The organism is Salinirubellus litoreus, assembly GCF_037335815.1.
GTDB lineage: Archaea > Halobacteriota > Halobacteria > Halobacteriales > Haloarculaceae > Salinirubellus > Salinirubellus litoreus.
In genome coordinates this window covers 1,345,924-1,359,033 of record NZ_CP147841.1, presented here as the reverse complement: position 1 = coordinate 1,359,033, position 13,110 = coordinate 1,345,924, and the positions used below count along the sequence as shown (strand labels likewise).

The window sequence follows — 13,110 nt, the reverse complement described above, 5'->3', positions numbered from 1 at the left end:
CGCGACGGTGGCGTGCGGATGGCCGCCGTGCAGATCGACGACTACGGGCCGTGGACCACGAGCCCGGCGCCCCGCCGCGAGACGGATCTCCAGGCGCTGCAGGCCCGGCTGTTCGCCACCGTCGCGGACTTCCTCGGCGACCGCGACGGCTACGCGTTCACCGGCCGGTTCGACAACATGGTGGGCGTCGCGAACCGAATCCCCCCAGAGACGTTCGAGCGGCTCCAGGAGCGCGTCCGCAACCGCTACCCCGTTACGGTCAGCGTCGGCGTCGGGACCGCACCCACGCCGGCCGCGGCGCTGGACGCGGCCGGCGGGGTCCTCCGTGAGGCGGGGAGCGCACAGCGACCCGACAGACGGGAGGTGCTCGGCCACCGAACCGAGGACGGAGCCTCGCCCGGAACGGTGACCGTCGCCCACTTCGACCTGGTCGACGCGACCGGCGAGTTCACCGACCGCGTCTCGCCCGCCCGGGCGACCCACACGATACGCCGGGTCGCCCTGGATCTGGGCGAACACCTGCGCGAGGAGCACGACGCCGTCACGCAGTTCGTCGGCGGCGACAACGTCATCGCGGTCTGTCCACCGCTGGATCGCCGGGATCTCGACGCCGCCCGGGAGCACGTCCACGAGCGGACCGGCGTCGAGCTACAGGTCGGCGTCGGCCACGGGCCGACCGCCCACGCGGCGGGCGACGACGCGAAACACGCCCTCGAACAGTGTCGCGAGACCGGCGACCGCATCCACGGCCCGTGGGAGGCCGCGGACGACTGAATCGAGCCGATGGATGCACGAGTCCTCTACTTCAGCGGGCCGGAGACCGTCGAGATACGGACGGAGACGATCGGCCGTCCCGACCGCGACGAACTGCTGGTCGAGACGGTCGCGTCGGGCATCAGTCCCGGTTCGGAGCTCCTGGTCTATCGGGGCGAGTTCCCGGAGGGCGTGGAGGTCGACGCGACCATCGACGCCCTCGACGGCGAGTTCGAGTACCCACTCCGGTACGGGTACGCCGCGGTCGGCGAGGTCGTCGGGACGGGCGAGGCGGTCGACGAGGACTGGCTCGGCCGCCGGGTGTTCGCGTTCGAGCCCCACGCCGATCGCTTCCGAACGACGCCCGATCGGGTGGTCCCGATCCGCGAGCGGACCACCGCGGCGGCGGCGACGCTGCTCCCCTCCGTCGAGACCGCCACCAACCTGGTCCTCGACGGCCACCCGCGGATCGGCGAGCGGGTCGTCGTGTTCGGAGCCGGACTGGTCGGGCTCTGTACCGTCCACCTCCTCTCGGGGTTCCCGCTCGACCGGTTCGTCGTCGTCGAACCGGTTCCGGAGCGCCGCGAACTGGCCGAGACGCTGGGTGCCGATCGGGCCGTCGCCCCCGGGGAGGTCGGCTCGGTTCTCGCCGACGACGGAGACGACGACGCCAGGGGTGCCGACCTCGTATACGAACTCTCGGGCGAACCATCGACGCTCGACGCGGCCATCGGGACGGTCGGCTACGACGGACGGGTCGTCGTCGGCTCGTGGTACGGTTCCAGGCGCGCCGCGATCGACCTCGGAGGGTCGTTCCACCGCGAGCGGATCAGCGTCGAGTCGAGCCAGGTCAGCACGATCGACCCGTCGCTCCGCGGTCGCTGGAACAGACAGCGACGGTTCGACGTCGCCTTCGATCACCTGGACTCGCTCGAAACCGACGCACTCCACGGCGGGACCGTCCCGTTCGAGGAGGCCACCGAGGCGTACCGACGCCTCGACGCCGGCGGCGTCGACGGCCCCCACGTCGTCCTCACCTACCGATGACCGACGAACCGACACCACCGACCGAGCCGCACCGCCTGACGGTCCGCCGTCAGTTCATCGCACAGCACGTCCTCACGGTCCCCGACCCGGGACCCGAGGGTGAGGTCCACAGCCACGAGTTCACCGCGGAGGTGGAGTTCGCCGGGCCGGAGCTCGGCGACTACGGCTACCTCGTCGACATCGACGCCGTCGAGGCGATACTCGACGACCTCGAGTCCCGCTACCGGGACGCCCTCTTGAACGACCTGCCGGAGTTCGGCGACCGGAACCCGAGCGTCGAGCGGTTCGCGGAGCTGTTCGGCGACCGGCTCGCCGACGCCCTCGACGACCCGACGCCGACCCGGCTGGTCGTCCGGATGTGGGAGGACGACCTCGCGTGGGCGAGCCACGAGCGAGTGCTGGAATGAGCGACGGAAGCCGGGCGGAGGGGGGACGACGGAGTGACGAGGACCCGTCCGGCCACCACCACGCGCGCCGGCGGTACCTCACGGCCAAGCGGTCGGTCGACGACCGTGCGCGCGACCGCCGGGTCCGGGAACGGCTCCTCCGTGCGCTCCCCGACCACCCGCACGTGGTCGAGGCGGGATGCGGAGCCGGGCTGTCCGTCCCCACGCTCTACGAGTGGGGCGTCACGCCAGCGTCGTACCGCGGGGTCGACACCGATACCGGGATCGTGCCGTTCGCCCGCCACCTCGTCTCGCGCGTGCTCCGCCGGCGCGGGTACGAAGCGGTCGGGACGACCGAGGGGTGTCGGGTAGAGGGAGTCGAGGTCGTCTTCGAGATCGGCGATGCACTGCGACGGCTCCCCTCCGCGGGACCGGAGGCGGCCTCGGAGCCGGGGGAGTCGGACGCCGGTTTGGGTGCCGACCTCCTGCTCGCCCAGTCGTTCCTCGACCTCGTCCCCCTCGATTCGGCGCTCGACGCCGCCGAGCACGCGCTCTCGCCCGACGGACTCGCCTACGCGCCCGTCACGTTCGACGGCGTGACGGCGTTCCTGCCCGGGCATCCGGCCGACGAGCGGGTGATCGAGGCCTTCCACCGCGACATCGACTCGACCCCCGGTCGCGACGTCCGCGCGGGGCGGCACCTCCTCGAACGACTCGGCGAGCGCGGCGACCGGATCCACGCCGTCGGCGCGTCGAACTGGATCGTCCGCCCGGTCGACGGGCGCTACCCCGCGGACGAGCGGTACTTCCTCGCGTGCATCCTCCGCTTCGTCGCGGACGCGCTCGACGACGTCGAGGGCGGCCCGGAGTGGCTCGAGACCCGGCGGCGGCAGCTCCGCGCCGGCGAACTCACCTACGTCGCACACAACTACGACGTGCTCTGGAGCCCCCGGGGGTAGCCGAGGACCGACGATGATGGTCATCACGCACGTCGCGGTCGCGCTCCTGTTCGCCGTCCCGGTGGCGCTGGTCGAACCGAGTCTCGCGGGACCCGCCGCGGTCGGCGCGTTCGTCGGCGGGGCGCTCCCGGACCTGGACCTGTTCGTCGGCGTCCACCGGCGGACGCTCCACTTCCCGGTCGTCGGTCCCGCGCTGGCGGTGCCCGCCGTGGGGCTCGCCCTGCTCGTCACGACCCCACTGACGGTGGGGGCCGCCCTCGCCCTCGTGGGTCTCGGCGTCCACAGCGCCAGCGACGCGCTCGGCGCGGGAGAGGAGCTTCGGCCCTGGGAGCGGACCAACACCGACGCCGTCTACGACCACGTCGGCGGCCGGTGGTGGCAGGCCCGCTACGTCGTCCCCTACGACGGCTCCCCGCGGGACCTGCTCGTCGCCGTCGCCGCCAGCCTGCCCGTGCTCGTGGTGTACGACGGCCCAGTCCGGCTGGTGCTCGGGGGGCTCCTCGGGATGGCCGCGGTGTACACGCTGCTCCGTCGCCGGCTCGTTCCGTACTTCGAGCGGGTCGTCTGATCGGTAGAACGGTCGACGCAGTCGCCACGCCTCCGACCTACCCGGGGGCTCGGATCGGCCGATACCGCGCTCGTGCTCACAGCTCACGGGACGCCGGTCGAAGGCCGGAAGATTCGACCGGGGAAAGAGGGTACGCGAGCGCTCGACGCGAATCGAAGACCCGAGTGTTCCCAGGCCCGCTCGGTGACTCGCTCTCGCCACCCGGGAATCGCCACGCCACTTGATGCGCCCGGAGGACGTCTCTACGCCCATGAACGCACACGTCGGTTCCGGAACCCGCACCGCTCCCCGGAGACGGCGCTCCGTCCCCGCCTACGGACCCGTCGACGCCGTCCTCGGCTACGTCCTGTTCTACGTCGTCGTGGACCGTGCGACGCCGACAGTCGTCGACGTCATCCCGGGCGTCCTCGACGTATCGGCGTCGCTCATCCGCCTGGGGCTCGCCGCGTTCCTCTGGTTCGTCCTCGTCACGACTGCCCTCGATCAGGCCCGCCGTCAGCTCGCCGCGCTCGGTGTCGTCGACGGCGACACCCGCGAGAGCTTCTGGTCCCCTGCTATCCCCTCCGAGACGCAGACGCTCGCGTACGTCGCCCTGCTGGCCGTCGGGGGGCTCGTCGCCGCGTGGACGTTCGAACCCGCGATCGAGACGGCGGTGTCGCTGATCCGCGTCGTCGCGGCGCTCGACGGCGGCGCGTTCGACCTCGCCGCGTTCGCCGTGATGGTCGTCTTCTTCGTCTCCTTCGAGACGGCGGCCTACGCCCTCGATCGGCTCCTCGTCGGGGAGGGGGTCAGGACGATGCTGGCCGGCGAGGGGGGACGGAGTCGGCTACGGTGAACTCTGGTCCGGTGAATCGGCTCCGCTCGTCGCCTCGGAACCGCCGCCGACCGAACGAGCCCCCGACGCCGTGATTGTATCGGAGCGTTCGGTCGTTCGTTCGACCTACACCATGGTTAAAGTTCATTATAGAAAGGAACTCAGTAGGGGTATGAACCGTCGGACGTACCTCGGGACGACCGCGACGATCGCGTGCTCGCTCGGGGCGGGATGCGTCGCGGCGCAGGACGACGGTGGAGCGCTCGTCACGGAGGAGGAGCAGTCACCCACGCCGACCGAGACGCCGACGGCGACGGCAGAGCGTCCGACGACGACGGCGAGGACAGTATCGACGGCTCCCCCGACGACGTCGGACGAGGCGTCCCCGACCATGACACGCGAGCCAACACCGACGGCGACAGCGACCCGCACGCCGGAACCGCCGACGGCACGGGAGGCGTACCCCGACTACGAGTGGGCAAAGGTGGACGCCGCGGCCCCGGTGGCGGCGGCCCGCATCCGACTGCGGGACACGTCGGGATTCCTGCAGTCGCGCCGTGTCGAGTTCCAGCCCCTCGTGACCGCCGTCGAACCGGGGACGGACCTGACGGTCGAGAACGCCGACTCCGAGGACCACACCTTCACGGTCCCGCGACTGCGCATCGACCGACAGTTGGCCGCCGGTGCGAGCGTGACGGTCTCGTTCACACGGCCGGGCTCGTTCGACTACGTGTGTGCGGTGCACTCCCCGGGAGAGGTGGGTCGGATCGTGGTCACCGAGGACCTCCCCACGTCGACGCCCACTCGGCCGCCGATGGGCAACACGAGCGGCAACGCCTGACCACGTCCCGGTGTCGACAGAGGACGCGCGAACCCGGGGGCTCCGCGGGCGGGGGTCCTCCCCGCGGCCGCGGCTCGCCCGACTGTCCCGTGGCGGCAGCTCCGAGGCGGAGGATGCGGAGTACGACCGAGCCGAGGCCGGGAGACCGGCGGAGGCTACCGGTCTCCGGGGGCTGCTTGCCGGAGGGCGGCTCCCAGTCCGAGGTACGCCTTCACCAGGGAGTAGAAACCGAACGCGGACGCACTCAACAGGAAGAGGATACTCAGCACGCTGAGTCCGGTCGGAACGGCCAGGGAGACGTCGAGCGAGGGGAGGCCGATGAACGTCAGTTCGCGGTACTGCGGGTTCCGGACGATGTCGTGCCGCCGCCAGACGTACCAGCCCACGAGCGGGAGCCCACCGACCACCCAGTAGCCGGCGGCACGGACCCAGGCCCGCCGGAACTCGGCGGCACGGTACAGTCGGAGTGATCGGAGGAGTGGGAACCGTCCGAGCACCGACCCGTCGCTCGCCCGTTTCGCCCGACCGGGGACGATCGCGGCCGGGAACACGACCCAGACGAGGAGCGTCGAGAGAACGAACGTCACCAGGACGACCGACGGAACGCTCCACGGATCGGAAATCAGGTACGGGGCCCGCGACCTGACGGCCACGCCGAGAGCGCCGAGGACGTCCCCGCCGAGTCGGTCAAACTGGTACGCGACCGGCGATCCGATGGGGAGCCCGGAGAAGCCGATCACGGTGTTCGCGACGGCGTGATCCGTCAGCGAGAGGCCGGTCGAGGCAGCTCCGGCGTCCGGCGAGAACTCCCGCGCGAAGTCCCCCGGCCGCTGACCGAGCACCAGTATCGTCCAGGGAAGGATACCGCAGACCAGCCAGAGTACGAGCGCGCGGAGCCCGGGGGCGAGCAGACCTCGCCACGGCGTGAACGAGGGGTATCCCTCGTTCCCGTCCATCGCGTGCTCGATCACCCGCGACAGGTACCCCGCCACCAGGAGCAACGACACGGAGAACCCCAGGCTCAGGAGCACGCCGCCGAGCGTGACCGTGAAAACGGCCGCGTCGTGCCGCTCGAGGTACCGTTTCGCGGTCCGCAGGCGGGACGACGCGTCGAAGTGACCCAGTGCGACGTGGGCGACCACGAGGAGGGAGAAGCTCGCGACGGACATCGCGAACACGACGAGCTCCCCGACCTCGTTCGAGAGGACGATACTCCACTCAACGGAGAGGATCTCACCCGCCCTCGGCCCGAGGAACACCTGTTCGGAGAGGAGGTACAGCGATCCGACCGTCGGCACCGCGAACAGGACCCACCGAACGGGGTACTCCGGGTCGAGCACGATCGACCGCAGTGAGGCGAGGTCGAAAGCCGCCCACAGCGTCCGCTCGTCGACGAACCGAAGCACAGCCGCCGGATAGAGGTAGAACAGCACGGCGAAGAGGACGAGCGGCTCGACGGTGCCGATGCTGTAGCTGGTCGCTCCCACGCTGATCGCCTCCACGACGGGATCGCCCCCGCCGGTCGGGCCGAGCCGCCCGAGGGCGATGCTCGTCAGGAGCCCGAACGCGATGGTCACGGACAGCGGGTTCAGGATCGACTGCAGGACCAGTTCCGTGACGATACCCTCCTCGACGAGTTCGGTGTTGACGAGCACGAGGACGGCGGTCGGGAGGACGATCAGGTAGACGAACAGGATCACGAGCACCCGGGCACCGTCGTGGAGGAGGTCGAACCAGCGATCGAACACCGGCCGCTCGTCGTCGGATCGTCCGGAGTCGACCACCCGGACCAGGACACCGAATACGAACGGGAGGAGGACGATCGAGCCCCGACCGTAGAACAGCAGCGCACCGCCGAGCAGGTACGTGCTGGCGTCCAGTTCGAGCAGTCTGGACCACCCGCTGCGTTCGTCCGCCATACGACGGGGGAGACGCCCGGAGGACATGAAGAGACACGGTCGTTCGGCTGCTCGGACAGCTCCGCCGGCACACGAGGCGATCCGGGCACCCGACGCGTGAGATGCCGGCGATCACCCGCGGTCGGAGGGTTGGGCCACGAGAACGACGCCGGGCTCGCCGCCGGGGCCCATCCCCCCAGGGGACCCGCGGCCTTCCGTCGAGTCGGGTCGAGCTTTCGGCCGCGATACTTTCCGGCTTCGCCAGCGGACGAACCGACGGAGTGTAGTCAGCTCGTTCCGGTAGCGTCGGTATGGTCCGAGCCCATCACCTTCTCGTGGCGATCCTCGTCGCCCTCGCGGGGTGTGCCGGCTACTCCGGCGGCGGGACGCCGACAGCCGCGGACCACAGCCTCTCGGTCTCCGTATCGAACGAACACGACGCGACCTACGAGGTCAGGGTGACCGCCGTTCCGGCCCGGATCGATGGCATCGAGGTCACGTACGAGAACGGGTCGACCGCACGGTACGAGGTTCGCTCGTTCGACGCGCTCCCGCCGACGGCGCTCCGGAACGCGACGGCGGTCGACGCGACCGGCACCGAGGAGCCGTCCCGGACGTTCACCGTCGGACCGGCGGAGGGTATCGGCGCGACGATCGACGCCGTTCCCGCGAACGCCACCGTCGTCTACTTCGTGCTCCCGACGGACGGCCCCTCGCGTATCCGTGGTGCCGGCGTGGTCCGCTGCGCCGCGGACGCGGGGAGCACCGACCTCGCGCTCAGGATCCACTCGGATGGATCGCTGCACTCGTCGCTGACGTGCACGGACGACTCCTGAGAGGCGAGGGGGGGACTTACTGACCGTCGGTCTCGTACCCGAGCCGCCCGCGCGTGAGGGCGACGAGCGCGACGGCGACGACCCACACCCCGACCGTCACGGCGAGGAGGACCGTCGGGTACACGTCCCCGGCGAGGGCTTCGAGGGGGAGCGGAACGAGCGTGCTGTTCGCGGTGTTGATGCCCGCGTGGAGCAGCAGGGCCAGCAGGACGCTCCCCGTGCGGTTGTAGATCCACGTCAGGAGGAACGCGAAGCCGACGATATTCAGAACCCGGAGGACGACGAGCGGACCCTCCTCGAGGAGCCAGGCCAGCCCGTGGAGCCCGGCGGTGTCGACCGGTAGCAGCGGGAGGTGCCAGAACGCCCAGACCACACCGAGGAGGAGCGTCGCCGCGACCGGCGCGTACCGCTCCTGGAGCCGGGGGAGGGCGAACCCCCGCCACCCCGGTTCCTCGTTGCCCCCGCCGACGAGCGCGACGATCAGGTACGACGCGAGGACCATCGACCCGCGTCCCCGGAGCGTGGAGAGGTCGAGGTCGCCCCCGAGGAGCGCGATGCCGACGCTCGCCAGCCCGACGACGACCAGCGGGAGCGCGACGACGACGAGGTACCACCGCGGCGCGACCCGCCAGCGGACGATCCGTTCGGCCCACTCGCGAACCGACCCGCCGTCGAGCCACAGGACGACCGCGGCGGCGACGGCCGGGCCGAAGCTCCCGACGATCGTCCCGGCGGTCGCCAGCCCGCCGGAGCCGAGCGCGGTCGGGATCCACACCGCCCAGGAGAGCGCGTACGCGAGGACGAAGAACGCCGCCACCGGGTGATCGTCGACGACGGTTCGGAGGCGCTGGCGCATCGCTCTACTCGCGGTAGCTGTCAGCAACGGGTGGATTAAACCTGTCGTAGCCCCCTCCGCGTACCGCGGGTCAGCAGGCGGCGGCTTCCCTCGTGTTCGGCGATCGTTCCAACCCGACGGGTCACCGGGGCTTCCTGGTAGCCAGCAGCGACGAGCAGAGCGATAGCGCCGTGATGGCAGTGTGAACGATAGCCACACCGTTCCGACTTTTGCGTAATTATTTCACAATTAGGGATGGTATCCCGTACCTAAACTACACTTGTATAGAGTGAACGGTTACCGGCCTTGCGAATGCAGAGGAAGGATTCAAACGAGAGACGGCGTTCCCTTCACGTGAAGACGAATTGAAATATCATGAGTGATCGTACCACGGGCGGGTTCACCACACCGCTCCAGTCGATGTTCGAGGCACAGCGCAGCGCGATGGAGGCCGGACGGCGGGCGCTGGAACGGAGCCGGTCGGCCCAGCGCAACGCCGCCGACGCGATGCTGATCGGACTGCGGACACAGGAGGCCGCCCAGCAGCAGGCGCTGGAACTGTCGCGGGTCGCCACACGGAACTACCTCTCCGCGGTCGAGGCGGCGATGCCGGCCGACGGCGGGGACCTCTCCGAGGTCAAGCGGTCCGTCGACGAGGGGTTCGACGAGTTCGAGGAGATCCACGGGGAGGCGTTCGACGCCATCGAGTCGAACCTCGACAGCTACGAGGAGCTCTCCGAGGAGTACGTCGAGGCGCTCCGGGGTCGGACCGAGGCGGCCGTCGACGCCCAGCGGCGCGTCGAGGGCGAGACCGTCCGCTCGGCCGAGCGCGCCGCCGAGGAGGCGATCGAAGCGGCCGAGGAGACCACCGAGGCCGCCGCGGAGACGAGCGAGGAAGTCGCCGAGTCGACCGCGGAAGCGGTCGAGGAGGCGGTCGAGAACGGTGCCGAGGCGACCGAAGCGGCCGCCGAGGAGGTCGCCGAGTCGACGAACGGGGCGGGGCTGGACCAGCGGGTCCACGGCATCGGCGACGCCCACGCCGAGAGCCTCCTCGAGGCCGGCGTGGAGTCGCTGGCGGACCTCGCCGAGGCGCAGGCGGACGCGATCGCGGAGACCGCCGGGGTCTCGGAGGAGCAGGCCCGGGAGTGGATCGACCGCGCCGGGGCGACGTACGCCCAGGACGTCGATCTGGTCGACGGGATCGGCGACGCCCACGCCGAGGACCTCCACGCGGTCGGGATCGCGACGATCGCCGACCTCGCCGAGGCCGACGCGGACCGCGTGGCCGAAGCCGCCGGCGTCTCCGAGGAGCACGCCGGGGAGTGGATCGACGACGCGCGGAGTCGTCAGGAGGAGGGCCTCGAAGTGATCGACGGCATCGGCGAGAGCCGCGCCGAGCGGCTCCGCGAGGCAGGCATCGAGACGCTGGCCGACCTGGCCGCGTCCGACGCGAACTACGTCGCCGAGGCCGCCGAGGTCTCGGAGGACCGCGCCGCGGAGTGGATCGAAGCGGCCACGGCCTGACCCCGCCGATTCCGACTCGGCCCGACCCCGGTTCGTCTCGCCACGCTGGCGGCCCTCGATCCGGTCTCGTCGCCACCGACCCGCGGGATCGGGCGACCAGGCCTCCGGACGGGGATACCGCTACCGGTGGCCCCGCGCCGGTCCCGGGGGTCGGGAAACGCCTGTCCGTTTTTTGTGTCCCTGTGCCGAAGTCGGCCCATGTTCGACGAACTCCTCTTCCCGACGGACGGGAGCGACGCCGCGACGGCGGCCTTCGAGCACGTCCTCGACATCGCCGCCGAACACGGCTCGACGGTACACGTCCTCAACGTCGCCGACACGAACCGTGACAGCGTGACCCGCCTGCGGGGCGACGTCGTCGACGTCCTCGAGAGCGAGGGCGAGGGGATCGTCCGCGAGGCGGCCGACCGCGCCGGCGAGCGCGGCGTCGAGGCGGTCACGGACGTCGTACAGGGGAGCCCGTATCGCGCGATCGTCGACTACGCCGACGCCCGGGACGTCGACCTCGTCGTCATGTCGACGCACGGGCGCGGGGGCCTCGGACGGCTCCTGCTCGGGAGCACCACCGAACGGGTCGTCCGACAGTCCGACGTACCCGTGCTGACCATTCGACCGAACGGGGACGCCGTCGAGTATCCGTACCGGAACGTCCTGGTTCCGACGGACGGGAGCGACGGCGCGAGGGCGGCCCTCGGGGTGGGCGTCGACGTGGCGAACGCGACCGGGGCGAGCCTGCACGTCCTCTCGGTCGTCGACACCGCGAGTCTGGGCGTCGACGTCCGGACGGACATCCAGTCGGCGTCGCTCCGGGAGGGCGCGGAGGCGACCGTCGAGGAGGCGACGACGTCCGCGGCCGAGGCCGGCGTCGAGTCGATCTCGGGGACGGTCGGGGAGGGGACGTCGGTCCACCGGGCGATCGGTTCCTACGTCGAGGATCACGACGTCGATATCATCGTCCTCGGAACCCACGGCCGGACCGGCCTCGACCGGTACGTGCTCGGGAGCGTCGCGGAGAAGCTCGTCCGGACGTCGTCGGTCCCCGTACTGACCGTCCGGGAGCCCGCGGACGAGGAGTAGAGCGAGGTACCGGACCCGGCGTCCACCGGTTCGGTCGGACCGAGCGTGCTCCCAGTCCTCACGGGCCGCGATCGGCGGAGCGAGCACCCACCCGTACGATCGTGTTCACGCGGCGTCGCACCCGGCGACGTCGGTCGCGTCCGACCCGAGCAGCGTCGCGCCGACGAGCACCGCGGCGAGCGCGACGAGGACGACGCAGCCGAGGTACTCGGTCGTGACGGGGACGCGGGCGGCCACCGGGAGCGCGACGAGGGGCCCGAGCGTGCTCCCGAGGTCGCCGAAGACGTTGTAGACGCCGCCCAGTTTCCCGAGGTCGCCGGCGGGGCTGATGTCGCCGAGGTAGGCGAGAAGCGGCGGGTTAGTCCCGCCGACGCCGACGCCGACGAGCGCCACGCCCAGCACCGTGCCGGCGGCCGTGGGGAGGAGTCCGAGGGTGACGAATCCGGCGGCGAACACCGTCAGCGCCGGGATCGTCACCAGGGCGCGGTTCGAGAGCCCGTCGGAGACCCGACCGACCGCGATGGTGGTGAGGCTGGCGAAGACGACCGAGACGGCCATGACGACGCCGCTGACGCCCGTCGCCGACAGCACCGAGAGGGAGATCCCGTTCTCGCTGGTGTAGAGCACGACCGTCGAGAGGAGGATCCCGGCGAAGAGGAACCGGACGACGAAGTTGACCGTCCCGACGGTGAGGACCCGCACGTCGTCCGTGACAAGCCGGGGAACCTCCCGGAGACTGCTGGTCGCCTCGACGTCCGCGTCGACGTTGGGGAGGACGAGGAAGGCGACGAACGCGGCGAACAGCCCCGCAGTCCCGGCGACGAGGAACGCCTCCTGGTAGCCGTAGACGTCCGAGAGGACGCCGCCGAGGACGAGCCCCGTCGGGAAGCCGAGGCTCTGACCGCCGCGCATGTAGCCCACCCACTTGCCGCGGTTGTCCTCGGTGGTGATGTGGGTCACGGTCGAGAACGCGCCGACGAAGACGAACGCCGAGCCGACGCCCCACAGCCCCCGGACGAGGAGGAACGTCGTCGCGGCCGAGATCGGCAGGGCGTCGGCGTGGAGGCCGAGGACGTACCCGAACGGCACCAGCCCCTGGAGGAAGAAGCCCGCAATCATCGGTCGACGGATCCCGATCGTGTCGAGGATCTGCCCCGCGGGCGTGTTCATCAGCAGGCGGACGAAGCGGTTCATCGAGAGGATCAGTCCCACCATGAACGACGAGATCCCGAGGACCGTCCCGAGCGTCGGGAGCGTCGGGAAGGCGACGCCGCCGCCGACGCCGCCGAGGAAGACGCCCGCGACGAGGCTCCCGACGACGTAGCGGACGCTCGGGTCGTCGCTCTCGTATGGGAGGTTCACGCCGGTCCCCCTCGCCGTCGAACGCGACCGCCCGGACGGCTGTTCGCCCGACTCACCACGGGCCCTCCTGCGGGCCTGACTCCGCTCGGTGACCGTCGCGAACGTCGCTCACGGGCGTCCCCTCCACCCTCCCCCGACAAAGGGTTTCGCATCGGGTCGGATACCGCCGTGAGGCCGTCGTCCGCGGTCGGTTCCCGACGGCTCGGGACC

At 71.0% G+C, this 13,110-nt stretch carries 13 protein-coding genes; 10 read left to right on the top strand and 3 right to left on the bottom strand.

Annotation, left to right across the window (positions count from 1 at the left end; all coding sequences use genetic code 11):
* Positions 1-18 precede the first annotated feature (18 nt).
* From WDJ58_RS06635 to WDJ58_RS06605, 7 genes are all read left to right on the top strand, one after another.
* Positions 19-774: a GTP cyclohydrolase IIa gene (locus WDJ58_RS06635; RefSeq protein ID WP_338917821.1), complete on the top strand. Its 756-nt coding sequence runs from the start codon at positions 19-21 to the stop codon at positions 772-774.
* Positions 775-783: 9 nt separating this feature from the next.
* Entirely contained in the window at positions 784-1,800 is a 1,017-nt protein-coding gene (locus WDJ58_RS06630) for a zinc-dependent alcohol dehydrogenase (RefSeq protein WP_338916863.1), read from the top strand.
* The gene (locus WDJ58_RS06625; RefSeq protein WP_338916861.1) at positions 1,797-2,207 is read left to right on the top strand and encodes a 6-pyruvoyl trahydropterin synthase family protein; all 411 of its coding nucleotides are present in this window, start codon (positions 1,797-1,799) and stop codon (positions 2,205-2,207) included. The genes WDJ58_RS06630 and WDJ58_RS06625 overlap by 4 nt, the downstream gene beginning before the upstream one ends.
* On the top strand, positions 2,204-3,145 hold the full coding sequence (locus WDJ58_RS06620; protein WP_338916860.1) for an SAM-dependent methyltransferase: 942 nt from the start codon (positions 2,204-2,206) through the stop codon (positions 3,143-3,145). Before WDJ58_RS06625 ends, WDJ58_RS06620 begins: the two co-directional genes overlap by 4 nt.
* Positions 3,146-3,158: 13 nt before the next feature.
* On the top strand, positions 3,159-3,713 hold the full coding sequence (locus WDJ58_RS06615) for a metal-dependent hydrolase (protein ID WP_338916859.1): 555 nt from the start codon (positions 3,159-3,161) through the stop codon (positions 3,711-3,713).
* Between the two features lie 250 nt (positions 3,714-3,963).
* A complete protein-coding gene (locus WDJ58_RS06610; RefSeq protein WP_338916858.1) occupies positions 3,964-4,548 on the top strand; it encodes a hypothetical protein in 585 nt (194 codons plus the stop codon).
* 151 nt (positions 4,549-4,699) lie between these two features.
* The gene (locus tag WDJ58_RS06605) at positions 4,700-5,368 is read left to right on the top strand and encodes a cupredoxin domain-containing protein (protein ID WP_338916857.1); all 669 of its coding nucleotides are present in this window, start codon (positions 4,700-4,702) and stop codon (positions 5,366-5,368) included.
* A gap of 155 nt (positions 5,369-5,523) precedes the next feature.
* On the opposite strand, the gene WDJ58_RS06600 is transcribed toward WDJ58_RS06605, so the two are convergent.
* The gene (locus WDJ58_RS06600; protein WP_338916855.1) at positions 5,524-7,287 is read right to left on the bottom strand and encodes a DUF4013 domain-containing protein; all 1,764 of its coding nucleotides are present in this window, start codon (positions 7,285-7,287) and stop codon (positions 5,524-5,526) included.
* 290 nt (positions 7,288-7,577) lie between these two features.
* Here WDJ58_RS06600 and WDJ58_RS06595 point away from each other — a divergent pair, with 290 nt between their 5' ends.
* Positions 7,578-8,102 (top strand): hypothetical protein, encoded by a 525-nt coding sequence (locus tag WDJ58_RS06595; protein WP_338916854.1) that lies wholly within the window; start codon positions 7,578-7,580, stop codon positions 8,100-8,102.
* 16 nt (positions 8,103-8,118) lie between these two features.
* Here WDJ58_RS06595 and WDJ58_RS06590 read toward each other — a convergent pair whose 3' ends face one another.
* Positions 8,119-8,958, bottom strand: coding sequence for a CPBP family intramembrane glutamic endopeptidase (locus tag WDJ58_RS06590; RefSeq protein WP_338916853.1), 840 nt, complete (start codon positions 8,956-8,958; stop codon positions 8,119-8,121).
* Positions 8,959-9,312: 354 nt separating this feature from the next.
* Here WDJ58_RS06590 and WDJ58_RS06585 point away from each other — a divergent pair, with 354 nt between their 5' ends.
* A complete protein-coding gene (locus tag WDJ58_RS06585) occupies positions 9,313-10,461 on the top strand; it encodes a DUF4332 domain-containing protein (RefSeq protein WP_338916852.1) in 1,149 nt (382 codons plus the stop codon).
* A gap of 198 nt (positions 10,462-10,659) precedes the next feature.
* Entirely contained in the window at positions 10,660-11,538 is an 879-nt protein-coding gene (locus WDJ58_RS06580) for a universal stress protein (RefSeq protein ID WP_338916851.1), read from the top strand.
* Positions 11,539-11,643: 105 nt separating this feature from the next.
* On the opposite strand, the gene WDJ58_RS06575 is transcribed toward WDJ58_RS06580, so the two are convergent.
* A complete protein-coding gene (locus tag WDJ58_RS06575) occupies positions 11,644-12,900 on the bottom strand; it encodes an MFS transporter (protein WP_338916850.1) in 1,257 nt (418 codons plus the stop codon).
* Positions 12,901-13,110 lie beyond the last annotated feature (210 nt).

Bases quoted from the DNA above. Each gene is read 5' to 3' on its own strand.
- WDJ58_RS06635 (WP_338917821.1), top strand. From the start codon at position 19: ATGGCCGCCGTGCAGATCGACGACTACGGGCCGTGGACCACGAGCCCG.
- WDJ58_RS06630 (WP_338916863.1), top strand. From the start codon at position 784: ATGGATGCACGAGTCCTCTACTTCAGCGGGCCGGAGACCGTCGAGATA.
- WDJ58_RS06625 (WP_338916861.1), top strand. From the start codon at position 1,797: ATGACCGACGAACCGACACCACCGACCGAGCCGCACCGCCTGACGGTC.
- WDJ58_RS06620 (WP_338916860.1), top strand. From the start codon at position 2,204: ATGAGCGACGGAAGCCGGGCGGAGGGGGGACGACGGAGTGACGAGGAC.
- WDJ58_RS06615 (WP_338916859.1), top strand. From the start codon at position 3,159: ATGATGGTCATCACGCACGTCGCGGTCGCGCTCCTGTTCGCCGTCCCG.
- WDJ58_RS06610 (WP_338916858.1), top strand. From the start codon at position 3,964: ATGAACGCACACGTCGGTTCCGGAACCCGCACCGCTCCCCGGAGACGG.
- WDJ58_RS06605 (WP_338916857.1), top strand. From the start codon at position 4,700: ATGAACCGTCGGACGTACCTCGGGACGACCGCGACGATCGCGTGCTCG.
- WDJ58_RS06600 (WP_338916855.1), bottom strand. From the start codon at position 7,287: ATGGCGGACGAACGCAGCGGGTGGTCCAGACTGCTCGAACTGGACGCC.
- WDJ58_RS06595 (WP_338916854.1), top strand. From the start codon at position 7,578: ATGGTCCGAGCCCATCACCTTCTCGTGGCGATCCTCGTCGCCCTCGCG.
- WDJ58_RS06590 (WP_338916853.1), bottom strand. From the start codon at position 8,958: ATGCGCCAGCGCCTCCGAACCGTCGTCGACGATCACCCGGTGGCGGCG.
- WDJ58_RS06585 (WP_338916852.1), top strand. From the start codon at position 9,313: ATGAGTGATCGTACCACGGGCGGGTTCACCACACCGCTCCAGTCGATG.
- WDJ58_RS06580 (WP_338916851.1), top strand. From the start codon at position 10,660: ATGTTCGACGAACTCCTCTTCCCGACGGACGGGAGCGACGCCGCGACG.